21 protein-coding genes and 1 pseudogene are annotated in these 26,784 nt (G+C 62.4%); 8 read left to right on the forward strand and 14 right to left on the reverse strand.

The genetic code is table 11. From position 1 onward, the window contains the following. Positions 1 to 110: 110 nt before the first annotated feature. The 10 genes and pseudogenes from BBI10_RS12330 to BBI10_RS12370 form a co-directional block, all read right to left on the reverse strand. On the reverse strand, positions 111 to 353 hold the full coding sequence (locus tag BBI10_RS12330) for a hypothetical protein (protein WP_065988799.1): 243 nt from the start codon (positions 351 to 353) through the stop codon (positions 111 to 113). Positions 354 to 488: 135 nt separating this feature from the next. Further along, on the reverse strand, positions 489 to 1,004 hold the full coding sequence (locus BBI10_RS12335; protein ID WP_065988800.1) for a DUF4142 domain-containing protein: 516 nt from the start codon (positions 1,002 to 1,004) through the stop codon (positions 489 to 491). 144 nt (positions 1,005 to 1,148) lie between these two features. Beyond that, on the reverse strand, positions 1,149 to 1,460 hold the full coding sequence (locus BBI10_RS12340; RefSeq protein ID WP_065988801.1) for a hypothetical protein: 312 nt from the start codon (positions 1,458 to 1,460) through the stop codon (positions 1,149 to 1,151). Next, entirely contained in the window at positions 1,457 to 2,407 is a 951-nt protein-coding gene (locus BBI10_RS12345) for a methyltransferase (RefSeq protein ID WP_065989062.1), read from the reverse strand. Before BBI10_RS12345 ends, BBI10_RS12340 begins: the two co-directional genes overlap by 4 nt. 47 nt (positions 2,408 to 2,454) lie before the next feature. Then, complete coding sequence (locus BBI10_RS12350; RefSeq protein ID WP_065988802.1) at positions 2,455 to 3,810, reverse strand: iron-containing redox enzyme family protein; 1,356 nt, start codon at positions 3,808 to 3,810, stop codon at positions 2,455 to 2,457. Between the two features lie 513 nt (positions 3,811 to 4,323). Further along, on the reverse strand, positions 4,324 to 9,939 hold the full coding sequence (locus BBI10_RS12355) for a putative Ig domain-containing protein (protein WP_065988803.1): 5,616 nt from the start codon (positions 9,937 to 9,939) through the stop codon (positions 4,324 to 4,326). Positions 9,940 to 10,373: 434 nt separating this feature from the next. Then, on the reverse strand, positions 10,374 to 11,585 hold the full coding sequence (locus BBI10_RS12360; protein ID WP_065988804.1) for a GGDEF domain-containing protein: 1,212 nt from the start codon (positions 11,583 to 11,585) through the stop codon (positions 10,374 to 10,376). A gap of 137 nt (positions 11,586 to 11,722) precedes the next feature. Continuing rightward, on the reverse strand, positions 11,723 to 12,562 hold the full coding sequence (locus tag BBI10_RS28575) for a methyl-accepting chemotaxis protein (protein WP_410929048.1): 840 nt from the start codon (positions 12,560 to 12,562) through the stop codon (positions 11,723 to 11,725). Between the two features lie 15 nt (positions 12,563 to 12,577). After that, a pseudogene (locus BBI10_RS28580) lies at positions 12,578 to 13,612 on the reverse strand (HAMP domain-containing protein); the annotation flags it as partial. A 333-nt stretch (positions 13,613 to 13,945) separates the two neighbouring features. Next, a complete protein-coding gene (locus BBI10_RS12370; protein WP_065989064.1) occupies positions 13,946 to 14,458 on the reverse strand; it encodes an acyloxyacyl hydrolase in 513 nt (170 codons plus the stop codon). 299 nt (positions 14,459 to 14,757) lie between these two features. On the opposite strand from BBI10_RS12370, the gene BBI10_RS12375 reads away from it, so the two are divergent. Further along, the gene (locus tag BBI10_RS12375) at positions 14,758 to 15,183 is read left to right on the forward strand and encodes a VOC family protein (RefSeq protein WP_065988806.1); all 426 of its coding nucleotides are present in this window, start codon (positions 14,758 to 14,760) and stop codon (positions 15,181 to 15,183) included. Positions 15,184 to 15,200: 17 nt separating this feature from the next. Here the strand turns inward: BBI10_RS12375 and BBI10_RS12380 are convergent, their stop codons facing one another. Both BBI10_RS12380 and BBI10_RS12385 read right to left on the reverse strand, forming a co-directional pair. After that, positions 15,201 to 16,079, reverse strand: coding sequence for a LysR family transcriptional regulator (locus BBI10_RS12380; RefSeq protein WP_065988807.1), 879 nt, complete (start codon positions 16,077 to 16,079; stop codon positions 15,201 to 15,203). Between the two features lie 130 nt (positions 16,080 to 16,209). After that, complete coding sequence (locus tag BBI10_RS12385) at positions 16,210 to 17,301, reverse strand: NADH:flavin oxidoreductase/NADH oxidase (protein WP_065988808.1); 1,092 nt, start codon at positions 17,299 to 17,301, stop codon at positions 16,210 to 16,212. Between the two features lie 85 nt (positions 17,302 to 17,386). Between BBI10_RS12385 and BBI10_RS12390 the strand changes: the two genes are divergently transcribed. Further along, positions 17,387 to 17,686, forward strand: a complete 300-nt coding sequence (locus tag BBI10_RS12390; protein ID WP_065989065.1) for an ArsR/SmtB family transcription factor — start codon at positions 17,387 to 17,389, stop codon at positions 17,684 to 17,686. Positions 17,687 to 17,783: 97 nt separating this feature from the next. Here BBI10_RS12390 and BBI10_RS12395 read toward each other — a convergent pair whose 3' ends face one another. Then, entirely contained in the window at positions 17,784 to 18,809 is a 1,026-nt protein-coding gene (locus BBI10_RS12395; RefSeq protein ID WP_065988809.1) for a YrzE family protein, read from the reverse strand. A gap of 263 nt (positions 18,810 to 19,072) precedes the next feature. Here BBI10_RS12395 and BBI10_RS12400 point away from each other — a divergent pair, with 263 nt between their 5' ends. Continuing rightward, positions 19,073 to 20,125 (forward strand): GGDEF domain-containing protein, encoded by a 1,053-nt coding sequence (locus tag BBI10_RS12400; RefSeq protein WP_065988810.1) that lies wholly within the window; start codon positions 19,073 to 19,075, stop codon positions 20,123 to 20,125. Positions 20,126 to 20,191: 66 nt separating this feature from the next. Here the strand turns inward: BBI10_RS12400 and BBI10_RS12405 are convergent, their stop codons facing one another. Continuing rightward, complete coding sequence (locus tag BBI10_RS12405) at positions 20,192 to 21,184, reverse strand: GntR family transcriptional regulator (RefSeq protein WP_432213748.1); 993 nt, start codon at positions 21,182 to 21,184, stop codon at positions 20,192 to 20,194. A gap of 341 nt (positions 21,185 to 21,525) precedes the next feature. Between BBI10_RS12405 and BBI10_RS12410 the strand changes: the two genes are divergently transcribed. From BBI10_RS12410 to BBI10_RS12430, 5 genes are read left to right on the forward strand one after another with little or no spacing between them, the layout of a single operon-like run. Further along, positions 21,526 to 22,938 (forward strand): amidase, encoded by a 1,413-nt coding sequence (locus tag BBI10_RS12410; protein ID WP_065988812.1) that lies wholly within the window; start codon positions 21,526 to 21,528, stop codon positions 22,936 to 22,938. Continuing rightward, entirely contained in the window at positions 22,938 to 23,819 is an 882-nt protein-coding gene (locus BBI10_RS12415) for a polysaccharide deacetylase family protein (protein ID WP_065988813.1), read from the forward strand. The genes BBI10_RS12410 and BBI10_RS12415 overlap by 1 nt, the downstream gene beginning before the upstream one ends. A 27-nt stretch (positions 23,820 to 23,846) precedes the next feature. Continuing rightward, entirely contained in the window at positions 23,847 to 25,187 is a 1,341-nt protein-coding gene (locus tag BBI10_RS12420; RefSeq protein ID WP_065988814.1) for an MFS transporter, read from the forward strand. A 24-nt stretch (positions 25,188 to 25,211) separates the two neighbouring features. Next, positions 25,212 to 25,973, forward strand: coding sequence for an SDR family NAD(P)-dependent oxidoreductase (locus BBI10_RS12425; RefSeq protein ID WP_065988815.1), 762 nt, complete (start codon positions 25,212 to 25,214; stop codon positions 25,971 to 25,973). Between the two features lie 60 nt (positions 25,974 to 26,033). After that, on the forward strand, positions 26,034 to 26,780 hold the full coding sequence (locus tag BBI10_RS12430; protein ID WP_065988816.1) for an SDR family NAD(P)-dependent oxidoreductase: 747 nt from the start codon (positions 26,034 to 26,036) through the stop codon (positions 26,778 to 26,780). Positions 26,781 to 26,784 lie beyond the last annotated feature (4 nt).

The raw sequence follows: 26,784 nt of genomic DNA on the forward strand, positions 1-26,784 counted from the left end.
GAAGCCGGTCCTACGGGTGCAGCGCGGCCCGATAGTGGGACTGGCTTTAGCCGGGAAGGCGTCGGCCAAGACACTGCAAAATCGACGGCCTGGCATAGAGCGTAGACGCGCTATACAGCCCCACGCTGCTCCGTCGCTTCCGCCAGCATCGCCAGGGTCTGTTCCATGTCCACGATAGACGCTTCCAGCGTAGCAAAGCATTGGGCGATGCTCTGTTTATCGTCCACCGTCTGGTGGCCGGTCAGCTCGGTGACTTCGGCCAGTTCAAGCCGGAACAGTTCGTTAACGCTGCCGCGAAGTTCGTCCAGTTGATTGAGGACAACAGCCATTTGATTGCGGGTCGCATTGCTCATGTCGGGCCTCACGTTATAGGGGGGCAGGCGCGGATTGCTTGATCACACACTGACAGACATGAAAAAGGCAGGGTGTCTAAACCCTGCCTCCTTCAACTAAAGATTCGAATCAGCCCGTGACAGGCGTCCTCCGAACTATTTAGCAGCGTCACCGCCATGTGCTTTGGCCAAGGCCTTGGCGTGGGTCAGGTGCTCTTCCAGCTTCGGCAACGTAGCGGTCGCGAACGCTTTCAGATCAGCGTCTTTGCCTTCAGCGGCTTCTTTCTTGAACAGCTCGATGGTTTGTTCATGGGCGACAACCTGGTTGTTCGCATACGCCTGATCAAACGACTTCGAACTGCGCAGCTCAAGAATCATCGCTTTGGCTTTGTCCATGAGCATGGCGTTATCAGACACTTCCAGCTTCTTGGTGTCCGCAATGCCTTTCAATTTGGTATTGGCGGCCGTGTGATCTTTGACCATCATTTCCGCGAAGGCTTTCACATCAGCGGAAGTGCCTTTCTCCAGCGCGAGTTTACCGGCTTCAACTTCTGCCACACCTTTGGCGGATGCATCTTCCACGAAGTCGTCGTTGTCTTGGGCTGCAAAAGCGCCTTGGCTACCGATAGCCATCAACAGTGCGAGTGCGGAAGTCTGAATAAGATTTGCCATAGTGAAGTTCCTCTTCTGTCCTTGACGTGGCTTGAGTGCCAGCAACTAATCCGACGCACTGATCACATTAATCGTTCAGAGAATTTCATAACCAGCTGCTGTCAGGTCGCCTGTGGAACGCCTTAAACCGTCCGCAACTCTGTGTCAGAGCGATTCAAACCAGTTCCGATAAGGCGTATTCACAGCCTTGAAGCGATTGAAGTCCGCCGCACCGTCCGACCACCAGACCGGACCGCGCTCGCCCAGTGCAATCTTCGCCGCATTGACCGAAGCGCGAGCCCCCTGGAGCGCGGTAGCGTCATCGGCCCGTTTGGCGGCTTTGACGGCCTGCCGCGCCTTCATCAGCGCATTGACCCACTGCTGGCGCTCTTCTTCGCCGAGGGCCGGGTTGCTGCAGCGCCACAGTTGGCCCTTGACGACGAAATAGCGACCGTCCGGCGTCGTTGGGTATTTCACTGAATCCGCGTGACCGTCAGCACCACGGCAGCGATGCGGTCAGCGTCCTGGTACGTGTCGGTTTCCAGCTCTTCACCGAACACGTCAGGGTCCATCTCGCGATAGGACCAGGCGAGATCAGGACGATCAACGAGTGCGCGCGCCTGTTCGAGGAACAGATCAACGCCGTCGACCGAGGGCGCGCCGGTGTACAGCAATACGCTGCCGCCCGGCGCCAGTCGCTCAATGGCTTGCGCCAGGATGCGCACGGACAGCTCGGAGCCCAGTTGTTCGCCACCGTGGCGGTAAGCGCGTTCCTGGGTGTCCTTCATGTACGGCGGGTTGGCGACGATCAAGTCGAACTCCCCGATGGTGCCAGCCAGGATGTCGCTGTGGTAGGCGACCACGTTGTCGGCCTGGGCCAGCGACGCGTTGACGGCAGTGAACCGCAGGGCAGTGGGGTTAATGTCAACCGCCAGCACACTCGCATCCCGTCGGGCACGGCCGATGAGGATCGCGCCGACGCCACTGCCACAGCCGATGTCGACGGCGGTACGAATCGGATGGGTCGAGGTGCGCAGGTGTTCTTCAATGGCCTGGGCAAAGCGATAGGTGTCGGGGCCGAAGAACACCGAATCGTGAGCCACGGTGGGGAAGGCGGAGTGGACGAACAGCAGGTCATCAAGGCTCGACCAACGCACTTCACTGACCCACATGCCGGCATGGGCCCGCAGCACACCCGCGGCAAGCAGTGCTTCGAGTTCGGCTTCGTCCAGCAACCCGCTTTCGAACGGGCGGCTCCAGCCGAAGACGTCGCGCAGGCTGCGGGCCTTGCGGTTCTGATCACGGGCGTTAACCCGTTGATGGGTCAGCGGCGTGACCGTGGTGAAACGATAGCCGCCGTCCTGCAGACGCTGTCCCAGTTGGAGCAGCGCGAGGTCGTGGCTTGCGTCGGTCATTTCCAGCATGTCCGGCGCGGGCTGATCAAGGTTCGGTTCAAGCAGTGTCTGCTGGTTCATTGCGTCAGGCTTCCTTGCGCCAACTGGCGAGCATAGATTCGAGTGGCCGCCAGACCTTCAGGCGTTGAATGGGAATCGGGGGCGATCAGCTGGACCAGTCGCTCGAGCGGCAGAGACGGGGTATTGCGCGGCTGGCTGATGTCGGCCGCGGCCACCGGGCGACGGCGAAAGCGCGCGCGAAACGGATTGCTCCGCTCGGAGGCCTGCCAGTCACCGGCGATCCAGTCTTTCAGTAGCTGCATCTCATAGCCGCTGAACACACCGAACATCACGGCGCCGGGACCGTCGATCAGTTGCCAGAAGCGGCTGTCCTGCGGGTCTTGATTGCGCTTGATCCAGCCACGGTCCTCCAGCGCACTCAACAGCTGGCGACTCTGGCCAGGGGTGGCGAGCCAGTCGTTGATGGTCCGGCCTTCAAGGCGGCAGTAATCGGAATGCATGTGCTGGCCGAAGGTGCTTTTGGTCTCCAGCATCGAGACCACTTCTTCTTCCAGATCGAAGGCGCGGACGATGTCGGTCGAACCAATGCCCAGATCGTTGAGCAGGTAGCCTGCGCGCAGACGCTGGAGGAACTCATCCTTGCTGTCGTCGTTCGGCAACAGATCCAGCACGGCCTGCACCGCCTTATGGGCGTGGCCGGAGCTGGCGTTGTCGATGGTCACGTGCAAGGTGAAGTAATACGGGTCGATGCCCAGTTCACTCAGCTCGAAGGCAGTAATCAGCAGGTGCAGCGGCAGTTGTTCGTAGCCCAGGTTATAGCCCAACACTTCCGGCAGGAATTCGTCGCTCAAATGGCCGAGCCCCAGTTGAATGGCGCCTTGCAGATAGAGCGCATCGTCCAGTGGCGCGATGGGCGCGCAATCGTGTTCGGTGAGCAAATTGCGGTACAGCACGACGTGATTCAGCGCAGGCTCGCCGTCGCCCAGCTCTTCAAGGTAGGTGCGGATAAGGCCGTGATAGCGCCAGTCGTTGGCGTGCTTCACCGTGCCGTACAGCCAGGCGCCATCTACCAGCTTGCTCGGCGCAACACTTTGCAGAAAGAACAGTGCGTGAGCTTTGTTGGTGAAGAACTTCCTGGGCCCGCCGGCGCGGCGTTCCTCGAGATAGACGCAATACTGCTCGGCCACGGAATGGCTGTTACTGGCCACCCATGCCGACAGATCGTTGAGGTCAGCAGGCAGGTTTGACGGCAGCGTATTCGCTTTCTCCAGGTGCTCCTGGAGGAAGTCGCGAACGTTGTCCCGCTCGCTGTCCACCTGTCCGCGCAGCAGGCGGGCGTACAGCGAATGGTGGGCGCCGTTGGATAGGTGCGCCGTGGCAGAACGCTCGGACAGTAGCTGTAAAGAGGTCATGGTTAGCCTGCTGACTTTTCTTGATATGTAGGTCAGAGGGAGGCAGTTCGCGAAAATTCCATCGAGTTGCAGGGCAGTCGATGATCGACAGCTGTCGGAGATGAATGGCGCATATTTCGATTCAATCGACGCCGCGTGGCCTGAAAATCGTACAGCGTGACTCGACCGCCGGGAGGGCAGCGACGACAAAAAGCCGGCTCCAACGGGGTTTGCGTCTGCCGCTGATGCCTAAAATGGATCGTTGTAACCGTCTGCTTTTAGTGGGAGCGGCTTCAGCCGGGAATAGGCCATTGAGTACGCAGCGGATCTTGCGGTGAGGCACTTGACGTCTTCCCGGCTAAAGCCAGTCCTACGAGGAATATGCGGTCACGCTGTCCGGGGCTCAGTCAGTCACATCGCATGCACGCGATGCTTTTAGTGGGACCGGCTTCAGCCGGGAAGGAGCCGGTAGGTGAGCGATCCATAAAAAAAACGGCCTCCATTGCGGAGGCCGTTTTTGTGTTACGCGATCAATCAGGCAACGAGGTCAGTGACGTGCAGTTCCTTGACACCGACCAGCTGGATTTCGAAATCCGGGGTCGCGTCGGCGTTGATGCTGCCGTAGAGAATCCCGTCAGCAAAGCGGATTTGCCCGGTCGCGTCGTTGCTGTCAAAGGCGTTGCTGCCGATGAAAGTAAACGCGTCGATCCCCGGGGTCTGCGGATTGGCGTCCAGGGCGCTGAAATCGAGCAGGTCGCCTTCGGCGCTCTTGAAGCCATTGATCACGTCGCGCAACGCCCCGACGCCCATGTCGGCGATGGAGTCGAACACGTAGGTGTCCGACCCGGTGCCGCCGGTGAGCGTGTCAGTGCCAGCGCCGCCGATCAAACGGTCATTGCCCGAGCCGCCGATCAGCGTGTCGTTGCCGGCACCGCCGTTGAGCACGTTGGCGCCGCTGTTGCCGGTCAGGTTGTCGTCGAAGGCGCTGCCGATCAGGTTTTCGACGCTCTTCAGCGTGTCGAGGCCTGAGCCGCCGGTGTTCTGCTGCGCCGAGGTCGACAGGGTGGCGGTGATGCCGGCCTGCGCGCCGTAGTAGGACACCGTGTCGTTGCCGCCGCGCCCGTCCAGCACGTTATCGCCGCTGCCGGCGAACAGCACGTTGTCCAGGGCGTTACCGATGCCGTTCGCCGCGTCAATGCTGTCGATGTACAGGTTTTCGACGTTATTGCCCAAGGTGAACGTCGCCAGGGTGCTGTGCACACTGTCGACGCCGCCGGAGACGCGATCGGCGTTGCTTTCGATCACGCTGTCGCCGCTGTCGTCGACGTAGTACGTGTCGTTGCCGTTGCCGCCGCTCATGCTGTCGGCACCGCCTGCGCCGTCGATCACGTTGGCTGCCGCGTTGCCGGTGATGAAGTTGCGCAGCTCGTTGCCGTTGCCGTCGATGGCCGAAACGCCGGTGAGCACCAGGTTTTCCAGATTCGCGCCGAGGGTCCAGCTGACCGACGCCTGCACGGTGTCGATCTGCGACGGCGAGTCGCTGCTTTCGGTGATGCTGTCGAAGGCGTTGTCGACGATGTAAATGTCATTGCCGTCGCCGCCCGTCATGCTGTCGGCGCCAAGGTCGCCGTCCAGCGTGTCATTGCCGGCCGAGCCCACCAAGGTGTCGTCCTGGTCGGTGCCGAAGATCAGGCCGCCTTCGTTCTGCGCGCCGTCGAAGATGGCCTGCACGCTGTTGTTGTCGCTCGGGTCGCCTTTGAAGCCCAGGTCGTCGGCGATGTAGTCGGCCAGACGCTGACCGACGATCTCGGCAGACTCTTCGTGCAAGTGCCAAACGTCATCGGGATAGACCAGCGGGTCGACCTCGTGGCGCAGGGGCAGGTCGGTGTAGTCCACCGCAATCTTCACGTCGTCACGCTGGGCGGCAATCGCTTCCTGGGTGGCGCGGACATAGCCGACGCCCTCGACGATGCCGGCGATCTTCTCTTCCGAGAAACCGCGGGCGCGGGCCGCGTCCTGGTCGTAGTGGCCGGTTTCCATCATGTAGACGTTGAAGTTGCCGAACTGCGCGTGCAGGTAATCGAACACCGACAAAGTGGCGGCCTTGTACGCCGCCGCGGCGGCCTCTTTGTCCGAGGCGCGGGCGATTTCCTGCGCTGCTTCTTCGCCCTGGCCCCAGATGATGCCCATGGTCACGTTGTCGACCGCTTTCAGCTCGGTGAGCTGGTCGTTCAACAGGGCCACGGCGCGCAACAAAGCAGGGCCCGGCTGGTCGGTGTCGGTCAGCCACCAGCACAGTTTCAGTTCGTCGGCGCTGAGGGTCGACATGCCGTTGACGGTGCTGCCGCCCACCGCGATATCGATGCCATTGCCGTCGGCGTCGTTGAACTGGCTGCGCACGTCGTAGGTGGTGTACTTGCTCAGGCCGTCGACCAGCATGGTGGTGCCGGACTGGCTGTCGTCTTCGGTCATGCGCAGCAGACGTGCGTTGGACTGGCCCAGGGTCGGCAGGAACAGGATGTCCTGGTCGGCCCGGGAGCCGAACACGAAATCGTCCGCCGTGAGGGTGTTCACGTAGTTGCCGCTCAAGGCGATCTCGAAGCGGTGACCGTCGGCGTCAGGGACGCTGGACTTGATGTAGGTCTTGTCGCCGGCAGCGTTCAGGCTCAGGTACAGCGTGCCGTTGCTGCCGTCGCCCAGGCCGAGGAAGCCCAGGGCGGAAACGTCGATCTTGTCCACGCCGTGGGTGAAATCGTAGACCGTGTCGGTGGCGGTGACGCCGCCGGTATTGTAGTCGCGGTAGCTGTCCTGGACGCTGGTGTAGCGGAAGGTGTCGGCACCGTCGCCGCCGTACAGCGAGTCGCGACCTGCACCGCCGTCGATGATGTCCGGTCCTGCGCCGGCGCGAATGGTGTCGTTGCCGCCCAGCCCGAGGATCAGGTCGGCGCCTGCGGTGCCGGCGATCGCTTCGCCATTGTCGGTGCCGGTGATGGTGCTGGCCGGCGCATCGGCCACGGCGAGGGCAAAGCTGTCACTGACGGACGCGCCCGACGGATCAGTCGCCTTGATCAGCAGGGTGTAGTTGCCTGAGGCAGTGCTGGTGGGCGTGCCGCTGAAGGTCAGGCGGGTGCTGTCGAAGCTGAGCCAGTCCGGGAGGGCGCTGCCATCGGCCAGGGTCGCGGTGTAGGTCAGCGTGTCGTTGTTGCCGTCGGAGAAGCTGTTGCTGGTGACCGCGTAGGTGAACGGCGAGTTCTCCGTCGCGTTCTGGTCCAGCAGCGGAATCACCACCACCGGCGCCACGTTGACGGGCACGTTCTGGCTGGCGAAGACAAAGTGACTGGCGTTAAGGCTGCCGGCCAGATTACCCGCCAGGGACAGTTCGAAACGGTTGCCGCTGGCGTCCGCGACGTTGTCTTTCACGTAGGTGCGGTTGGTGCTGGCGTTGTAGGACACCTGCAGCGTGCCGTTGAGGCCGTTGCCCAGGCCGCTGTAGCCCAGGGCCGAGACGTCGATCTTATCGGCGGCGGCATCGAAATCGAGGATCTGGTCACTGGCGCTGGTGGTCGCCGTGCGGTAGCTGTCCTGGGTCGACGTGAAGCGGAACACGTCCGCGCCCGCGCCGCCGGTGAGTTTGTCGGCACCGGCGCCACCGATGAGCACGTCGTTGCCGTCGCCACCATTCAGGGTGTCGTTGCCCGCGCCGCCGAAGAGCTGATCGTTGCCGGTGGTGCCGGTCAGCGTGTCGTTGCCCGGCGTGCCGTTAATCTCGCCCGGCGTGACTGGCACGTCCTGCACGGCGAGGGTGAAGCTGTCGCTGACCGTGGCGTTGCTGGCGTCGCTCGCGGTGATCTTGATCGCGTAGGTGCCCGACGCGGTGTTGCCCGGCGTGCCGCTGAAGGTGCGGGTCACGGCGTCGAAGGTCAGCCAGGCGGGCAGGGCGGTGCCGTCGGCCAGGGTGGCGGTGTAGCTGAGGTTGTCGTTGTCCGGATCGGTGAAGCTGGTGCCCGGCACGACGTAGCTGAACGGCGTGTTCTCGGTGGCGTTCTGATCCAGCAGCGGGTTGGCCACCACGGGTGCCTGATTCACCGTCGGTGCGGTGGCGAACACGAAGTTGGCGCTGGTCAGTTTGTCGAGGTAGTTGCCCACCAGCGCGACTTCGAAGCGGTTGCCTTCGGCGTCGGCGTTCAGCGATTTGATGTAGGTCTTGTCGCCGGCGTCGTTGAGCACCGCGTACACGGTGTTGTTCATGCCGTCGGCAAGGCCCGTGAAGCCCAGCTTGGAGAGGTCGATCTTGTCGGCGGTAACGTCGAAATCAGTGATTACGTCGCCCAGATTCGCGCCGCCGGCGTTGTAGTTGCGGTAGCTGTCGGTGCGGCTGGAGAACACGAAGGTGTCAGCACCGGCGCCACCACTGAGGGTGTCTTGCCCGGCGCCGCCGTCGAGACGATCGTCACCGCCGCCGCCCGCCAGGCTGTCATTGCCGGCGAGGCCCAACAGTGTGTCGGCCCCGTCAGTGCCCTGCAGCGAATCGTTGGCCTCGGTGCCGGTGAGGGTGCGATTGAAGATGAAGTTGTCGGCGGTCAGCGCGCTGACCAGGTTGCCGGCCAGGATCAGTTCGAAGCGATTGCCACTGGCGTCGGCGTCGTAGTCCTTGATGTAGGTGCGGTCGTTGCTGGCGCTGTAACTCACCTGCAGGGTGCCGCCACGGCCATTGCCCAGCCCGGTGAATCCCAGGCCGGCGAGGTCGATCTTGTCCTGGGTCGGATCGAAGTCGGTGATGGTGTCGTCGAAGCTGGTGGTCGCGGTGCGGTAGCTGTCGGATTCGCTGGTGAAGCGGAAGATGTCCGCGCCTGCGCCGCCGGTGAGCTTGTCGACCCCGGCACCGCCGATGAGGATGTCGCTGCCGCCACCGCCGTTGACGGTGTCATTGCCTGCGCCGGCGTAGAAGATCTCGTTGGCGTCGCTGCCCAGCAGGGTGTCGTTGCCGTCGGTGCCTTGCACGGCCACAACGGGCACGGTCGCGCTGACGTAGCTGCCATCGCCGTACAGCAGGGTGTCGCCCTTGGTGGTGTGGCTGATGGTGTTGCCGATGATAGCGTTGCGGTCGGTGCCGTCTTCGTTGCGCTCGGCCACGCCATAGGTGGACAGCGCGCTGCCGGTGATGGTGTTGCCCTGAACGGTGTTGTCGCTGCCGTTGAAATACTTGCCGGAAACGCCGTTGCTGTCGTCGTAGGACTGAATGATGATTTCCGGTACGCCGCCGCCCAGCGAGTTGTTGCTCAAGGTGTTGTTGATCACGTCGACGTTGCTGCTGCCGTAGATGCGCACGCCGGCGCTGGCGTTGTCGTGGATGTCGACGCCGGTCATGGTGACTTCGCTGGAGAGCTTGATCAGCACGCCTTCGGCACCGTTGTTATAGACCTCACCGCCGGTGATGGTGATGTTGTTCGGCGAAGGGATGTTCTCGCTGCCGCGCTGCACGACGATGCCGCCACCGCCGTTGCCATAGGCGACGTTGTTGCTGAGGGTGAAATCGTGGCTGCTGGTGACCACGTTGAAGCCGTGACGATCGTTGTCGTAGGCGATGTTGTTTTCGAAGGTGCTGTCGCTCAGGAAGTCAGCGACGAAGCCGTCCAGACCGTTGCCATGGGACACGCTGTTCTTGATGACCATGTTCACGGTCTGTTCGTGGGGGTCGAAGCCGTAACCGGAACAGTCCTTGATCTCCACGCCGTCGAGGGTGACGTTGGAGTCGTAGCCTTCCTTGCCGGGAATGAAACCGTTGAACCAGCCATCGATCTTGCCGGTGGTGTTGTCGCGGTTGCCGTCGATGGTGAGGTTGCTCAGCCCGAAGTCGTGGGTTTCTTCGCCGTAGGCGGAGCGGATAACGCCGGTGATTTTCGTGTCGGAGCCGTCCGCGACCTTGATGTTCGAGACGCCCATGCCGTCGCCGTACATGTAGACGTTGCTCTTGAGCATGAGGCAGCCGTCAGACGGTTCCTCACCGCCCGACACGATGTAGGTCCCGGGGGGTACATAGACTTGTCCTCCGCCAGCCGCCGCCGCTGCATCAATCGCTTGTTGGATGGCCGCGGTGTCGTCAGAGACGCCATCTCCTTTGGCGCCAAAATTTTGGACGTTATAAATCATGTACTTATCTCCGGTCACAGGCTGAGGTCACGCTGCGTGCCAATTTCCAATCGGCACTGCAGCAGGTATGACCTAACTGAACGGAAAAGTTGTCGCCGTATGTCGGGAAACCGTCGTTTTGTGACGGCCGGCACATTTGGGTGGTTTTATGCGTCACCTAATTGACGTTTTGGGGGCTGTGCTTTTTTGGCACTTGAGGGGCGGGGGGTTGCTGCGAACGATGGGTATCGTTGGGTAGGAATGCAGGTCAATTGGTAGGACCGGCTTTAGCCGGGAAGAGGCCTGCGTGTACACCATCAATTTTGCGGTGTGGCATCTGACGCATTCCCGGCTAAAGCCGGTCCTACACGGGGCTCGCGGTCATTCAGGGGGTTGGCGGTCATTCAGGGGGATCGCGGTCGATTGAAGGGAACGCGGTCGATTGGTAGAGCTCGTTAGGCCACTTCCGCCGGGGCGCAACGCAGGCAGTCGCGGCCTTCACCCTTGGCGACATAGAGGGCCTTGTCGGCCATGGCGATGAGCACTTCGGCGCTGGTCTGCGGTGCGCTGGCGATGGCGACGCCGAGGCTGATGGTGACTCTGGCGCCATCGCCCAGCACCGGGTGTGGCACGTTCAGCGCGGCGACCGCCGAGCGCAGGTTTTCCGCCAGCGCCCTGGCCTGGGCCGGGTGGGCGTGGGTCATGAGCACCAGGATTTCCTCGCCGCCGAAGCGGAAGGTCAGGGCGTTGGCTTTCTGCGCAGTGCGCTGAATCACGCCACTGAGCAGCCGCAGGCAGGTATCGCCCTGCATATGCCCATAATTATCGTTGTAGGATTTGAAGTGATCGATGTCCAGCAGGATCACCGCGACGTTCATGGGCGTCTGCGCCGCGCGGCTCCACAACGAGGCCAGCACCTCGCCCTGAAAGCGCCGGTTGAACAATTGCGTCAGTGAATCGATGCGCGCCAGTTCCACCAGTTGCGCTCGCAGCAACTGCCCGCGCAACGCAAACAGATAACTCAACCGGCTGCCGTGTTCCAGAAACCACGACGCCATCATCAGCAACGCCGCGGTGGAGAAGAACAACAGCGCATTGGCCTGCCAGATCTGGAAGTCAGCGAAGTCAGCCAGGTAGGTTGTCACCAGCTGGATGACCAGCATGCACGCCATGGCCACCGCTGCGCAGCGCACCGGCACCTGCTGGATCACCGTGCAATACACCATGATCAGCAGCATCCCCAGTTGATAGTGCAGGCGGAACGGACTTTCGCTGTAGATCATCGCAATCAGCGGCATCACCGAACACGTCACGGTGCCGATGGCTGCCGTCGCTTCCACGATGCGCCGGGTGCTGGCACGCCGCGCGATGACCAGCAGAATCATAAAGATCGGCGTCATCAGGCAGACACGGCCCAGCGCCACGTAGGTAAACATATCGTTCAGGCTCAGCCAGTCGCTGACCATGAACAGGTTGTAGATGAGGATGCCGCCAATGCCCACGGCGGACAGAAACTGGCGGCGTTGCTCAAGCGTTTCGGCCTCGTAACGACGCTCCAGCTCGGTGCTGAAACGCAGGCTGCGAAAGCGCGACGCGATGGTGCGATCGACCTCGGCAAGAAGTTGCGCGTCATGGGGGCCAGGTCGATCGAGGACAAAGGAAAGCATGTTGCACCAAAGGGCTGGGTTACCGGACTAAGACATCACCAGTGATGTCTTAGTGCCATCATTTCGTCGGAGCGCTGATTTCGCAAGGGCTGACCGATCAAGCGTCAGGTTTGCGACGAACAGCGCTGCGCCTTGCCTCAGATACGGAAACTGCCCACCAGCTGCGTCAAGCGCGCCGACTGACGTTCCAGGTCGGAACAGGCGCGCAGCGTGGCTTGCAGGTTTTCCACGCCTTCCTGGTTCAGCGTGTTGATCTCGGTGATGTCGACGTTGATCGCTTCGACCACCGAGGTCTGTTCCTCGGTGGCGGTGGCGACCGACTGGTTCATCGCGTCGATCTCGCCGATCCGCACCGTCACGCTTTCCAGGCTGGTGCCGGCCTGGTTGGCGATGCTCACGCTTTCGTGGCTCTCGCGCTGGCTGTCATTCATGATTGCCACCGCTTCACGGGCGCCGTGTTGCAGCTCCTCGATCATTTTCTGCACCTGACTGGCCGACTCCTGGGTGCGATGCGCCAGGCTGCGGACTTCGTCAGCCACCACGGCAAACCCGCGCCCGGCTTCCCCGGCGCGCGCGGCTTCGATGGCAGCGTTGAGCGCCAGCAGGTTGGTTTGCTGGGAGATGCCGGTGATGACTTCGAGGATCTGCCCGATGTTGGCGGTCTTGGTGTTGAGCTGTTCGATCTGCTCGCTGGCGCCGCTGATGCGCGTCGACAACCGGTTCATCGCCTCAATGTTCTGACCGACCACGGCCTGACCGTTGGACGCCATGTTGCGGGCGTCGCTGGAATGGCCCGAGGCCATGGCGGCGTTCTGCGCGATTTCCTGCGCGGCAGCGCCCAGTTCGTTGATGGCCGCCGCGACACTGCTGGTGCGGTTGGCCTGCTGGTCGGAGTTGAGCATCGAGGAGTTCGAGGCGCTCACCACCCGCAACGCGACTTCGTTGAGCTGCACGGTGGAGGAGGCCACTTCGCGCATCGAGTCATGGATCCGCTCCACGAACAGGTTGAAGCCGTTGCCCAGGTAGCCGAATTCGTCCTGGCTGAGGACCTCCAGACGTTTGGTCAGATCGCCTTCGCCCGCGGCGATGTCGTGCATGGCGCGGCCCATGGTATTCAATGGACGCATCAGCACGCTGAGCAGCACGCCCAGCAGCAGAATGATCAGCACCACGGCGATGATCGTGGCGATGATCGCCGAGTTACGGAAATCGCCCAGTGCGGCGTAGGCCTGAGCCTTGTCCACCGAGATGCCGACGTACCAGTTGACCGACGGCAGACCATTGACGTGGACGAAGGTGAGGATTTCCGTCTTGCCGTCGTGCTTGCTTTCGCTGATGTCCTGGGACAGGCGCGGTGTGTCGTTCGGGTACACCTCGGCCAGGGTCTTCATGACCAGCGAGGTGTCCGGATGCACGAGGATGCGGCCGTTGGCGTCGACCAGAAAGGCATGGCCGTCGTTCTGCAGGCGCAGCGCGCTGATCATCTTCACCAGCACTTCCAGGCTCAGGTCGCCGCCCGCGACGCCGGCCACGCCGGAGGGGCCTTTGACCGGCGTTGCGATCGTCACGATCAGGCCTTTGGTGACCGCGTCCAGGTACGGCTCGGTCAAGGTGGTTTTGCCGGCCTTCAGCGCGTCGGTGTACCAGGGGCGGGTACGCGGATCGTAATCGCCGGGCATGTCGTCGGGCGGTTGCGTCACGAACGAGCCATCGGCCTTGCCCAGATAGATGCTCATGAACGTCGAGATCAGCGTCGGCTGGCCCAGCAGACGATTGAACACGTCGGGCGACGGCGACACCGCGGCGCCCTCGGCAACGTTTTCCACCAGCAGGATGCGTCCCGACATCCAGTTCTGGATGTTACCGGCCGTACTCTCGCCCGTCTGATTCAGACTTTCCCTTAACTGATCCCGAATGGCCGTCCGTTGCAGATAATCGTTGTAGAGGGTGAACAAGGTAAATGCGGCGATCACCACCAGCGAGGCCGCCAGTAGAATCTTGTGACTGAATTTCAGGGATTTGGTCATGCCGTAGAGCCTTCAAGCGATTGCAGGGAAAGGATTGCAGTCTGTCTGCCGGTCTATCGGCGAGCGGGGCCATAGATGAATGGCTTGCGGGTTAAAACAGGCCTCTGCCTCGCTGGAATCTGACAATCGGTCGTGTAATACCGATGGCGTGTCATGAAAGGTTGGTAGGCGAAAGGTATGTAAAGCGAGGAGGTAGGCAAGGGGAGCTGGGCAGAGACCCAAAATATGGGGCTGCAAAAGCAGCCCTCTGGCGTCCGCCCGGCGTTGGCTCAAGGGTCAGGCACGCCCCTTGCAGCTTGCCGCTGGAACCTCAGTTCGATGGAACTTCAGCCCTCAAAGCGCCTGACTGTAAACCAGCGCGTAGGACTCGATCCCGTCATTGGGCTCTTTGATCCCCGCGTTCGAATAGTGCGTCACGCGCACACCCACGCGCTGGGCGTCGCCGAACTTCAGGCCGGCGCCGAGGCGGTCTTCAAAGTTGAACGCCGAGCCAAACGTCTGATCGCCCGCGGACGCGCCGGTAAACAGCGAAACGCCCACGCCCGCTTCGATAAACGGTTTGACCGGGCCGCCGCCGAACTCATAAACGAACACCGGGGCAAACGACGCCGAATGGCGCGCGCCGGCCTGTTTGCCCGCTTCCCAGTAGGTGTAGCCCAGATCCCAATAGCCGGTCAGTTTGCCGGTGGAGCTTTCCAGCCATGCCTTGTCCCAGTCGAAACCCAAAGCAACGCGGCCGGTCAAGCCACCCTGGCTGGTGGCACCCAGTGCCCCGGAGATTTGCGTGGCATCAGCATGGGTGGCGAAAGAGGACAGACAAAGGGCTGCGAGCAGTAGCTTTTTCATGGTGGAGGTAGCCAAGAAGGTCAGTGGAACCGGGGGGGATAAATCACCCGAACGGATGTAGGGCATAATGCCACTACTAAAGTTCCATTGGCACTGCGAAAAATTGCTTTGCCGTGTGGCGTTTTTGCACGCCCAGCTGCCTTACCCCACTGCCGAGCCTTTGGACATTTCAACGCTGCCGTTGAATAGAAGGCGTGATTGATCGAAATAGGTGAGGCTCAGCAGAAGAGATATCTGCTTTCGCAGCGGTCGATCACGGTCAACAATCCGTTCCTATCATTCCCGTCCAAGGATCGACCATGAGCCTCTCGCCATTTCACCTCGCTATTCCTGTTTATGACCTCGCCGCCGCGCGGCACTTCTACGGCGACGTTTTCGGTCTTTCCGAAGGCCGCTCCAGCGAGCAGTGGGTCGATTTTGATTTCTACGGCCATCAATTGGTCATCCATGAGCACCCCAAAACCACATCCCAGGAATCCGTGCATTCCAACGCCGTGGACGGTCACGACGTGCCGGTTCCGCATTTCGGCATCATCCTGCACTGGGCGGAATGGGAAGCACTGGCGGAGCGGCTGCGCGCCCGCGAAACCCGGTTTGTGATCGAGCCCTATATCCGTTTTCAGGGCCAGGTCGGCGAGCAGGCGACCATGTTTCTGTTCGACCCGTGCGGCAACGCCCTGGAATTCAAGGCCTTCAAAGACATGAGTCAACTCTTCGCCAAATAGCCGTCTGCAGATGGCCCTCAGCGCGCCGGCTGATTCAGCGTGTCGATGACGCAACGGCGAAACAGGTCCAGCAGTGGCGTGTGCCGCTGCAGGTATTTGCTCACCAGCACGATCTCGCGGAAGAAGGTCATCTCGCCCAGATCAATGATCCGCACGTCCTGCGCATGCTCCAGCCACAACCCGGCCATGGGCACCAGCGCTACGCCGAGCCCGGCGCGGACCATTTTGACGATGGCGTCCAGCTCGTCGAGCTCCAGGGTTTGCCGCACCTCGAGCTTGCGCTCGCGCAGAAACTGCGTCACCCGGCGCCCGCCGAACGAGCGTTGATCGTAGCGAATGAAGGGGTGGTCGCTGAGAATCTGCCGTGGGTCGTCGCCTTGCATGTTCGCCGGCGTGATCAGCACGAACGGCTCCTTGGCGATGACTTCCGCGTGCAGCTCCTTGGGCAGCGCGAACGGCGGTTTGATCATGATCGCCAGGTCGAGCTCGCCGGCGTCCACCTGGCTGAGCAGGTTCAGTGACACCCCCGGCACCAGACTGGCTTCGATAAAAGGCGCCTTGCTGCGCAGCGCCACCAAGGCTTGGGGCAACATGCCGGTCTGCGCGGTGCTGATGGCGCCGATGCGCAGCGCGCCACGAAAATCGTTGGCGCTGTCGGGGCTGCCCATGCGCCCGAACAACTGTAGCATTTCTTCAGCCAGTGCGACGGCGCGCTGCCCGGCAGCGTTGAGGGTGGCGGCGCGGCCGGTGCGGTCGAACAGGATCACGCCGAGGGTGTCTTCGAGGTATTTGATCTGCGCACTCACCGCCGATTGCGTCAGCCCGACCTCACGTCCGGCCGCCGCAAAGGTGCCTCGCCGCGCAACGCAGACAAAGGTTTTCAACTCTCTGATCATCGTCAGGTCCTGGGATGGGAATTCAAATCGGGCAGGGCGCATGGGCAGCCGGCCGGCAGCGGATAGTAACCAGTGCCGTCGGCAAATAAAAATGCCGCCTCAAGGGGCGGCATTCTGTATCGCGTGACGCTTAGCGGTAGCGTTCAAGCCAGTGCGCGTAAGGCGCAGGCAGGGTCCACGACGCTTTGTCGACGCCCAGCTCTTTGGCGGCGAAATACGCCCAATGCGGGTCCGCCAGGTGCGCACGGCCGATCGAGACCAGGTCCAACTGACCATTCTGCACGGCGGCCTGGGCCAGTTTTGGATCGCCAAACCCCCATGCCGACGTCACCGGGATATCGGCTTCGCGACGCACACGTTCGGCGATCGGGCCCATAAAGGCCGGGCCCCACGGGATATTGGTTTCCGGGATGGTGAAACCGACACTGACGCTCAGCAGGTCGAGACCGCCGGCCTTGAAGCGGCGCGCCAGTTCGATGGATTCGCTGAGGGTCTGCTCGTCACGGCCGTCGTACTCGATCACACCGAAGCGCGCGGTCAGGGGCAGGTTTTCCGGCCAGACTTCACGGACGGCAGCGAGGGTTTCCAGCAGGAAGCGGCTGCGGTTGTCGAAGCTGCCACCGTAGGCGTCAGTGCGCTGGTTGGAGTGTTCGGAGAAGAAGCTCTGGCCCAGGTAACCGTGGGCGAAGTGCAGTTCGATCCACTCGAAGCCTGCTTCACGGGCGCGGCGCGCGGCGTCGACGAAGTCCTGCTTGACCCGGGCGATGTCGTCGAGGGTCATTTCCTGCGGGACTTTCGGCAGGTTGGCGCCGAAAGCGATGGCGGACGGCGCGATGGTCTGCCAGCCACGGGTGTCATCGGCGGCCATGTGGTCGTCGCCTTCCCATGGACGGTTGGCACTGGCCTTGCGACCGGCGTGGGCGATCTGGATGCCGGGGATGGAGCCGGCGGCCTTGATAGCTTGCACGGCAGGGATGAATGCCTGGGCGTGCTCGTCGCTCCAGATACCGGCGCAGCCCGGGGTGATGCGGCCTTCAGGGGAGACGGCTGTGGCTTCGACGACGACCAGACCGGCACCGCCGCGGGCCATGCTCGCGAGGTGAACGTGATGCCAGTCGTTGATGACGCCGTTGTCTGCCACGTACTGGCACATTGGAGGAATGGCGATGCGGTTACGCAGGGTTACGTCCTTCAGCGTGAAGGGTTCGAACAATGCCGACATGGAAATACTCCTGATGATTGAATTCGCTTGTTCGATAGTATTCGAAATATGGCGGAGGATGAAACCCCCCGCTATGATGGGCGGCATGCGCGCCTTCAAACATCCGTTACCGACCGAACTCACACTTGAGCGTTTGCTTTACGCATTAAGTGACCCCGTGCGCCTCGAAATCGTTCGTTGTCTTTCCTCGGTGTCAGAGGCCACCTGTGGCGAACTCGACGGCGGGCGGCCCAAGTCCAGCATGTCCCATCACTTCCGCGTGCTGCGGGATGCAGGCCTGGTGCACACCCGCAATATCGGCACCACCCACATGAATTCCCTGCGCGCTGACGAGCTGGATGCACGGTTTCCGGGATTGTTGCGAAGCATCCTGGCTCAGGATTGAGCGCGGTGGTTTTCAGATGTACGGCGGGGAGGTTGACCTGAAACAAAAATGGCCCGATCACAGGATCGGGCCATTTTTTTTGCGCTATACGCGACGCTTAGACAGCGCCGACGATCTTCGCAGCCGGTTGGGTACGACGACCCATTGCACCAGCGCCTGCCGCGACAAGGGCCGACACCACGAGGGTGATCAGCAGGATCCAGGCGGCGCGGGAAATGTTTTTCGCCGCCACGTCAGCCGCTTCACGGGCTTTCTGTTCTGCCTGAGCTTTCAGCTCCTGGTACTTGGCGTACGCCTGACGGTAGCTGGCCTGGGCCTGATCAACGATCTGGTTGGCTTCGGCGTCGGTCTTGTTGCCGCGAGCCTTGATCAGGTTGACGAACGCCTGGCGGTCAGCCGCATCCCACGCCTGGTCGCCCTTGGCTTTCAGGCGGTCCAGCAAACCGCTCAGTTGCTGGTCGGCCTGTTGTGGGGCTTCAGCACTGCGCTGGGCGGTGTTTTTAGCGTCTTCCTGGGTCGTGGCGACGTCTTGCTTGACCTTGTTCGGGTCCAGTTCCGGCTTGCCGGTCTGGCGCATGGCCTGTTCGATTTCACCCTGGATATCGTCCAGGTTGAAGTCAATGCCCTGGGCCCGCAGTTGCTCCTGAATCTTGCCGCCCACAGCCGGGGCCACTTGTGCGATGCCGCTGCCCACTGCCGACAGGCCGCTGCCTGCCAGGTTCAGACCGCCCCGTACGACGCCGGTCACGGCGCTGGACACCAGGTAAACGCTGATCAGCGAAACACTGGCCCAGACCAGAATGCCGTGGAAGGCGCCTTCGCGATGGGCCAACCGGCCGGCGGCCCAGCCACCGATGAACAGGGAAATGACCATACTGACACCCAGCCAGATGCCAGTGCCTTTGCCCATGCCCGCCAGCGGGTCGGCTTCCTGCAACGGATCAATGCTGGCGCTGCCGATGGCGGTGCCCAGCAGGCTGAGCATCAGCGAGACCACCAGTGCGAGTACCACACCGGCCAGAATGGCGCCCCAGGAAATACGTTTGAGCAAGGGAGCAACAGCGGTGCCCCGGTAGACAGGATCATCGTAGCCAGCGGGCGTTACTCGGTCATCACGAATCATAGTGGCAGTTCCTTTGGTCATTGGCAGAACGCAAGAGTCCTTGCGCGTAATTCAATGACACTCGGGCTTTTTAATTAGTTTTATGCAGGCGAAAAATAAAATGCTGGCAAAATGCCTAAACTTTAAAAATGCCGGAAATTCAAAGGCCTGCAAGCAGACTAAATTGGAATTAGTGCTATTCAGAATCGCGATATCGCGCCACCCCGCACACTGTCCTTAGCAACCGCCCATGCCACCGTACTTATTTTTTCCGAGACATCCTGATGAATACCCTCACCGCCGATGACCGCACGCAGGTCACTCGGGAAGCCACCGTTGAATACTGGAAACACATCATCCCGATCGTGCAGATCGCTTTCGGGCTCCACGTGCTCCTGCTCGGTCTGTTCCTGATTGTGGATCTGCCCGTGATGTGGGTCACCAATGCAGTGAGCGTCGCGGCGTACATCGCCTGTCTGCTGGCGATCAAACGTCGCCTGTATCGATGCGCCGGCATGCTGATCTGCCTCGAAATCATCGCCCATGCGGCCATCGCCACCTGGGTTCTGGGCTGGGACAGCAACTTCCATCTGTACGTCTTCTGCATCGTGCCGATCATCGCCTTCGGCTTTCATTCTTCGCCGGCACGCCGCGGCTGTCTGAGCGCTGCCGTGCTTATTGTCACGGTGGGCGGGTACCTCATGCGCAACAAAGTGCCGGTGATCAGCGTCAGCGAACACGCCCAGGACCTGTTCGGCGCCGCCAACGCATTGACCGCCACAGCGTTGTTGCTTCACGCCACGGCGCTGTCGGTGCGTTTCAACCTGTCCATGCACATGAACCTCTATCACTCCGCTCACCGCGACAGCCTGACCAACCTCTACACCCGGCGGCGAGTGCTGCAGCGCTTGCGTCAGTTGGGCGGGGGCCGCCGCGAGATACCCACGGCGCTGGTGCTGATCGACATCGATCATTTCAAGCAGATCAACGACCAGCACGGTCACGACCTGGGCGATGTGGTGCTGCAACAGGTGGCCGACGTCATCGCCCGGTGCGTGCGCACCACCGACATCGCCGCGCGCTGGGGCGGCGAGGAGTTTCTGGTGTTGATGCCCAACACCCCCTTCGAGGATGCGCGGCTGATCGCCGAGCGGATACTGGCGCGCATTCGCGAGGAGGCCGGGGAGATCAGACAGATGAGCCTGACCCTCAGCGCGACCCTTGCGGTGGCCATCTTGAAAGACGGCGAGACGTTCCGGGATGCGCTGAACCGGGCGGATCAGCGTTTGTATGAGGGCAAGGAGGAGGGGCGCAATCGGGTGATGCGGGCGGAGTGAATGCGGTGTTGCCTCTGACGCTTTCCCGGCTGAAGCCGGTCCTACTCCGCGCATGCCCGCTCTTCATCAACTGAGTCGGGTCAAGTATTCCGGGACCGGCTGCTCAGGCAGCACGGACAGGACTTTCAGCCGCTGCAGCATCCGTTGGCTGGCGCGGTTGAGGTGTTCCTTGAGGTTCAGCGCGGCGGCATCGAAGGCGCCGTGCAGCAGCAATTCCAGGATCAGACGGTGTTCGGCCAGCATCGCGTCGTCAGGGCCGATACCCAATTGGCTATAGAAAATCCGGCTGATGATCATCGGGCTCTGGCCCTGGCGGATCAACGTCGCGATCTTGCGGTTGGTGATGCCGGCCAGGCAGTGGTGATGCAGGTCCTCCTCCAATCGCTCGATGTCCGCCAGGCTGCACTGCGGGTTATTCTGCGCCGCTTCGACCCGCGCAAGCATGGCGACCAGGTCGTCGCGGCTCAGTCCCGGTGCGGTCTGGCGCAACGCTTCAGGCTCCAGGCAGGCGCGCAGCTCGTAGTCTTCGGTCACCTCCCGAGCCGTAAGCGGCCCGGCCAGCCATTGGGAGTAGGGTTCTTTCTCTACCAGCCCCCGATCACGCAGACGCATCAGCGCCTCGCGCACCACGGCCCGGCTCACGCCATAGTGTTCGGCGGCAATCTGCTCGTCGAGCCGGTAATGACCGAACGCGATACAGGTCGACAGCGCCGCGCCGATTTCCTCGTAAATCCGTTCCCCCAGCGGGCGGGTGTCGACCAGTTCTTCACTGCTGTCCAGACCCAATTGGTGGTGGGTCAGGGCCAGTCGTAGCGGCTCCACGTGGGTGCCGTCGGGATTGACCAGATAACCGCGTCCGTTGAATCGGCTGATCAGGCCTTCTTCATGGAGCAGGTCCAGCGCCCGGCGCACCGGCACCCGGCTGGTGCCGAACAGCTCTGCCAGCGGCGCTTCGAGCAGCACCAATCCTTCAGCCACGTCACCGTTGACGATGGCATCGCGCAGGACCTGCCGGATCGTGGCGTAGCGGGACGGGGTGCGGGAATCCTCGACGGACATCGATTTCATACACTTCTCGAGAGGCGGGCGGCGATTCTCGCACAAGACAGGTTGTCACTGCGGGTCACGTCAGAACGCACGGTATTGGAGCCGTTGTTACTTTTCTGCACTAAAACGTACCTTTTCGTAAATATCCATTATTGAGGCCGCTCATCACCTCACGCTCGTAAACCCGCACCTTCGGTCAGCTTCAAAAGCCTGGCAACGTATCTAGCGCGGCCGTTCTGGCCCGAAGACTTGTCCATCGGGTCGTTCCAGATATCAGCGTACGCCCACTCTGGCACGCTTTCTGCCTTTGCTAAATGTACATTTCCCGAATATGTACATTAAAGGTAGATGAAATGTCCGACGCTCGCCTCCCGGATCCGTTACTCGCCGACGCACTGGCCATGGCACAAGATTTCGCCAGTGGCCGAAGCGACCCGGTGCAGGCCCTGGATGCGGTACTGAACCAGGCCGCCGCAGTCGATGACGTGTTTATTTCTTTCTCCACCCACCGGGCGCGTCGCGAAGCTCAAGCCTCGGCGGCGCGCTGGAAGGCCGGGCAACCCGCCAGCGTGCTGGACGGTGTGCCCATCGCCTGGAAAGACCTGTTTGACGTGGCCGGCAGCCCGACCACTGCAGGCGCGGCGGTGCGCCGTGATGTCGCGCCGGCGCTGCTGGACGCGCAGACCGTCGGCCTGCTGTCACGGGCCGGGATGGTCAGCGTCGGGAAGACCAACCTCAGTGAATTCGCCTACTCGGGCCTGGGTCTGAACCCCCATTTCGGCACGCCGCACAATCCCCTCGGGCATGACCAGCCGCGTATTCCGGGCGGCTCCTCGTCCGGCTCGGCGGTGGCGGTTGCGGCGGGCATCGTCCCGGTCGCCATGGGCACTGACACGGCCGGATCAATCCGCATCCCGGCCGCCTTCAACGGCCTGGTGGGCGTTCGCAGCAGTTGCCGGCGCTACAGCCGCGACGGCGTCTTTCCCCTCGCGCACAGCCTCGACAGCCTTGGCCCGCTGACACGCAGCGTGCGCGATGCGATCGCCATTGACGACATCCTGCGGGGTCGCACGAAATCGACCTCTTTGCTGCCACGCCCGTTGGCCGGCCAGCGGTTTTGGGTCGATCAGGCTGTCCTTGAGGATGATCGCGTCGAGCCCGCGGTGCGTGACAATTTGCTGCGCGGTGTGAGTGCGGTGCAGGCCCAGTGCGCATTGATCGAGGTGCGTCCGTCGCCTGCCTTTCAGGCCACGCTTGATCTGATCCAGCAGCAAGGCTGGCTCGGTGCGGCGGAAGCGTTCGCCCTGCATCAGGCCTTGCTCGACAGCGACGCGGCCGCGCAACTCGACCCTCGCGTACGACGCCGTCTTGAAGCGGCGCGGGCGTTCCCGGCCAGCCACTTGATCAACCTCTACAACGCCCGCGAGCGCCTTCAGCAACAGATGAGCGACGAACTCGATGGCGCCTTTCTGATCACCCCGAGCGTGGCCCATGTGGCGCCGCCGCTCGCGCCATTGCTCAGCGACGATGACCTGTTCATCCGCACCAATCTGGCCACGTTGCGCCTGACCATGCCGGGCAGTTTGCTGGACATGCCGGGCGTGTCGCTGCCCAGCGGCCGCGACGCGCTCGGCCTGCCTACGGGCCTGTTGATCAGCGCGCCGTGTGGCGAAGACTCACGTTTATTACGCGCAGCGCTGGCCGTTGAGGCCGCGTTGCGCACGTCCCGAAACGAAGGATCCGATAACTCCGCTGGAGAACGATGATGGCTAAAGAAATTCTGTGCGCCTTCGGTGTCGACGTCGACGCCGTGGCAGGCTGGTTAGGTTCCTACGGTGGCGAAGATTCGCCTGACGATATTTCCCGGGGCCTGTTCGCGGGTGAGGTGGGTGCGCCGCGGCTGCTCAAACTGTTCGAGCGCTACGGCCTGCGCACCACCTGGTTCGTCCCCGGTCACTCGATGGAGACGTTTCCCGAGCAGATGAAGGCCGTGTTCGACGCCGGTCACGAGATCGGGGTGCACGGCTACAGCCACGAAAACCCCATCGCCATGACCCCCGAGCAGGAAGAAATCGTGCTCGACAAGTCCATCGAGCTGATCACCCAAATGACCGGCAAACGCCCGACCGGCTACGTCGCACCCTGGTGGGAGTTCAGCAAGGTCACCAACGAGTTGCTGCTCAAGAAGGGCATCAAGTACGACCACAGCCTGATGCACAACGACTTCCATCCGTACTACGTCCGCGTCGGCGACAGCTGGACCAAGATCGATTACACCCAGCACCCCGACACCTGGATGAAACCGCTGGTGCGCGGTCAGGAAACCGACCTGGTGGAGATTCCGGCCAACTGGTACCTCGATGACCTGCCGCCGATGATGTTCATCAAAAAGGCGCCCAACAGCCACGGCTTCGTCAACCCGCGCCATCTGGAAGAGATGTGGCGCGATCAGTTCGACTGGGTTTACCGCGAGCACGAGCACGCCGTGTTCACCATGACCATCCACCCGGACGTCTCCGGTCGTCCGCAAGTGCTGCTCATGCTGGAGCGTCTGATCGAGCACATCCAGAGCCATGCCGGCGTCAAATTTGTCACGTTCGACGAAATCGCCGATGACTTCGTCCGCCGTAACCCTCGCCACAGCTGATTGGCCCTTCATTCCGAGGCGTGACCCATGTCCATCTACAACAAGCTTGATCTGACCGGCTGGAAACCCCAGCAACTGACTTCCGAGCAAGTGCGCTACGCCACCTGGATCGCTTTTTTCGCGTGGGTCTTTGCGGTGTACGACTTCATCCTGTTCGGCACCTTGCTGCCGGAAATCGGTCGGCACTTTCAGTGGGGCGAAGCGGAACAGGCGGAAATCGCCACCTGGGCTGCGGTCGGCACGGCGGTCATCGCCCTGGCCATCGGGCCGTTGGTGGACCGTCTCGGTCGACGCATGGGCATCATTTTCACGGTCACCGGTTCCGCGATCTGCTCGGCGCTGACGGCACTGGGCGGGTCATGGGGCAAGTCGCCGCTGATCCTGATCCGCTCCCTGAGCGGGCTGGGGTACGCCGAAGAAACCGTTAACGCCACGTACCTCAGCGAAATCTATGCGGCCTCCGAGGACCCGCGCCTGGCCAAACGCCGTGGCTTCATCTACAGCCTGGTGCAGGGCGGCTGGCCGGTCGGCGCATTGATTGCCGCCGGATTGACCGCGGTGCTGCTGCCTATTATCGGCTGGCAGGGCTGCTTCGTCTTCGCCGCGATCCCGGCGCTGGTGATCGCGTTCATGGCACGCAAGCTCAAGGAGAGCCCGCAGTTCCAGATACACCAGCGCATCACCCAACTGCGCAAGGCCGGCGACGCTGAGCAGGCCAGGCAAGTGGCGATGACCTACGGCGTGGACTACGAAGAGCATCGCACGGCTGGCATCGGTGCAGCGTTCCGGGGCACCTCGCGGCGCGCCACGCTGGTGATCGGCGCAGCGATCCTGCTCAACTGGGCGGCCATTCAAGTGTTCAGCGTGCTGGGCACCTCCGTGATCGTCAGCGTGCACCACATCTCCTTCGAGAACTCGCTGATCATCCTGGTGCTGTCGAACCTGGTGGGTTACTGCGGTTACCTGAGCCACGGTTGGATGGGCGACAAGATCGGCCGGCGCAACGTGATCGGCCTGGGCTGGATGCTCGGTGGTCTGTCGTTCACCGGCATGCTCTTCGGCCCCAGCAACATGCCCACGGTGGTCGGCCTGTACAGCCTCGGGCTGTTCTTCCTGATCGGTCCGTATTCCGCGGCCCTGTTTTTCATCAGCGAAAGCTTCCCGACCAGCATCCGCGCCACCGGTGGCGCGATCATCCACGCCATGGGCCCGATTGGCGCGGTGGTCGCAGGGTTCGGCGCGACCACGGTGCTGAGCGCTGGCGGCGACTGGCAGACGTCGGCGCTGTATTTCGGCGCCGTGCCGTGCTTTCTGTCCGGTGTACTGATGTTCGCCGCCCGCCATGTGCGCCCCGAATCCGTCCAATAGCAACCGTCCAATAAGGAGCTGAACATGACTCGCACCGTAGCGTTGATTACCGGGGCCGCCAGCGGGATCGGCCAGGCCCTGGCGGTGGCGTTCGCGCACAAGGGCGTTGCCGTGGTGGGCGGCTATTACCCGGCCGACCCCCATGACCCCGAGATCACGGCGCGGCTGGTCGCCGACGCCGGCGGCGAATGCCTGATGGCGGAGCTGGACGTCACCCGGACGGCCTCGGTTGACGCCCTGGCCGAGCAGGCCATCAGCCGCTTCGGCCGGATTGATTACGCGGTCGCCAATGCCGGCCTGCTGCGCCGCGCACCGTTGCTGGAAATGACCGACGAACGCTGGAACGAGATGCTCGATGTCGATCTCACCGGTGTGATGCGCACTTTCCGCGCGGCGGCCCGGCACATGGGCGAGGGCGGCTCCATGGTGGCGATTTCGTCGATTGCCGGGGGCGTCTATGGCTGGCAGGACCACTCGCACTACGCCGCGGCCAAAGCCGGGGTGCCCGGGTTGTGTCGCTCACTGGCGGTGGAGCTGGCGCCCCGGGGGATTCGCTGCAACGCCGTGATCCCCGGGTTGATCGAGACACCGCAATCGCTGGACAGCAAAAACTCACTCGGACCGGAAGGCCTCGCCAAGGCGGCCCGTGCCATCCCGCTGGGCCGTATCGGCCGGGCCGATGAAGTCGCCTCGCTGGTGCGCTTCCTGTGCAGCGACGAGTCCAGCTATCTCACCGGACAAAGCATCGTCATCGATGGCGGCCTGACCGTGCGTTGGCCGGAGTAGGGCGTAGCGCCGATCCGCTATTGATTGCGCCACAAGCCGCAGACTGAAAGAGGAAGCACCATGCAACTGGTCAATAAACGCGCGGTGATTACCGGCGCAGGCAGCGGCATCGGCGCCGCCATCGCCCGGGCGTATGCCGAGCAGGGCGCGCGGCTGGTCCTGGCCGATCGCGACGCCGTCACCCTGGCGAACACCGCCCAGCACTGCCGCGAGTTGGGCGTCGAGGTGGTCGAAAGCGTCGCCGATGTCGGCACCGTCGAGGGCGCGCAGGCCGGCGTCGACGCCTGCGTTCAGCACTTTGGCGGCATCGATATTCTGGTCAACAACGCCGGCATGCTCACCCAGGCCCGCTGTGTCGACCTGACCCTGGACATGTGGAATGACATGCTGCGGGTCGACCTCACCAGCGTGTTCATCGCCAGTCAGCGCGCCTTGCCGCACATGCTGGCGCAGCGCTGGGGACGCATCATCAACGTCGCGTCGCAGTTGGGCATCAAGGGCGGCGCCGAGCTGACCCATTACGCGGCGGCCAAGGCCGGGGTGATCGGCTTCAGCAAATCCCTCGCCCTGGAAGTGGCCAAGGACAACGTGCTGGTCAACGCCATTGCGCCGGGGCCGATCGAAACGCCGCTGGTGGCCGGGATCAGCAGCGCCTGGAAAACCGCCAAGGCGGCGGAGCTGCCCCTGGGGCGCTTTGGTCTGGCGGAAGAAGTGGCGCCCGTCGCCGTGCTGCTGGCCAGCGAGCCGGGAGGCAACCTGTTCGTCGGCCAGACCCTGGGGCCCAATTCCGGCGATGTGATGCCTTGATGCC

The sequence above is a fragment of the Pseudomonas graminis genome, from assembly GCF_001705435.1.
GTDB lineage: Bacteria > Pseudomonadota > Gammaproteobacteria > Pseudomonadales > Pseudomonadaceae > Aquipseudomonas > Aquipseudomonas graminis_B.

Coding starts and splice junctions, on each gene's coding strand:
- BBI10_RS12375 (WP_065988806.1), top strand. CDS start 14,758: ATGAGCCTCTCGCCATTTCACCTCGCTATTCCTGTTTATGACCTCGCC.
- BBI10_RS12370 (WP_065989064.1), bottom strand. CDS start 14,458: ATGAAAAAGCTACTGCTCGCAGCCCTTTGTCTGTCCTCTTTCGCCACC.
- BBI10_RS12355 (WP_065988803.1), bottom strand. CDS start 9,939: ATGATTTATAACGTCCAAAATTTTGGCGCCAAAGGAGATGGCGTCTCT.
- BBI10_RS12415 (WP_065988813.1), top strand. CDS start 22,938: ATGGCTAAAGAAATTCTGTGCGCCTTCGGTGTCGACGTCGACGCCGTG.
- BBI10_RS12385 (WP_065988808.1), bottom strand. CDS start 17,301: ATGTCGGCATTGTTCGAACCCTTCACGCTGAAGGACGTAACCCTGCGT.
- BBI10_RS12330 (WP_065988799.1), bottom strand. CDS start 353: ATGAGCAATGCGACCCGCAATCAAATGGCTGTTGTCCTCAATCAACTG.
- BBI10_RS12395 (WP_065988809.1), bottom strand. CDS start 18,809: ATGATTCGTGATGACCGAGTAACGCCCGCTGGCTACGATGATCCTGTC.
- BBI10_RS12420 (WP_065988814.1), top strand. CDS start 23,847: ATGTCCATCTACAACAAGCTTGATCTGACCGGCTGGAAACCCCAGCAA.
- BBI10_RS12350 (WP_065988802.1), bottom strand. CDS start 3,810: ATGACCTCTTTACAGCTACTGTCCGAGCGTTCTGCCACGGCGCACCTA.
- BBI10_RS12345 (WP_065989062.1), bottom strand. CDS start 2,407: ATGCTGGAAATGACCGACGCAAGCCACGACCTCGCGCTGCTCCAACTG.
- BBI10_RS12400 (WP_065988810.1), top strand. CDS start 19,073: ATGAATACCCTCACCGCCGATGACCGCACGCAGGTCACTCGGGAAGCC.
- BBI10_RS12360 (WP_065988804.1), bottom strand. CDS start 11,585: ATGCTTTCCTTTGTCCTCGATCGACCTGGCCCCCATGACGCGCAACTT.
- BBI10_RS12405 (WP_432213748.1), bottom strand. CDS start 21,184: ATGTCCGTCGAGGATTCCCGCACCCCGTCCCGCTACGCCACGATCCGG.
- BBI10_RS12410 (WP_065988812.1), top strand. CDS start 21,526: ATGTCCGACGCTCGCCTCCCGGATCCGTTACTCGCCGACGCACTGGCC.
- BBI10_RS12380 (WP_065988807.1), bottom strand. CDS start 16,079: ATGATCAGAGAGTTGAAAACCTTTGTCTGCGTTGCGCGGCGAGGCACC.
- BBI10_RS28575 (WP_410929048.1), bottom strand. CDS start 12,562: ATGCGCGAAGTGGCCTCCTCCACCGTGCAGCTCAACGAAGTCGCGTTG.
- BBI10_RS12430 (WP_065988816.1), top strand. CDS start 26,034: ATGCAACTGGTCAATAAACGCGCGGTGATTACCGGCGCAGGCAGCGGC.
- BBI10_RS12390 (WP_065989065.1), top strand. CDS start 17,387: ATGCGCGCCTTCAAACATCCGTTACCGACCGAACTCACACTTGAGCGT.
- BBI10_RS12335 (WP_065988800.1), bottom strand. CDS start 1,004: ATGGCAAATCTTATTCAGACTTCCGCACTCGCACTGTTGATGGCTATC.
- BBI10_RS12425 (WP_065988815.1), top strand. CDS start 25,212: ATGACTCGCACCGTAGCGTTGATTACCGGGGCCGCCAGCGGGATCGGC.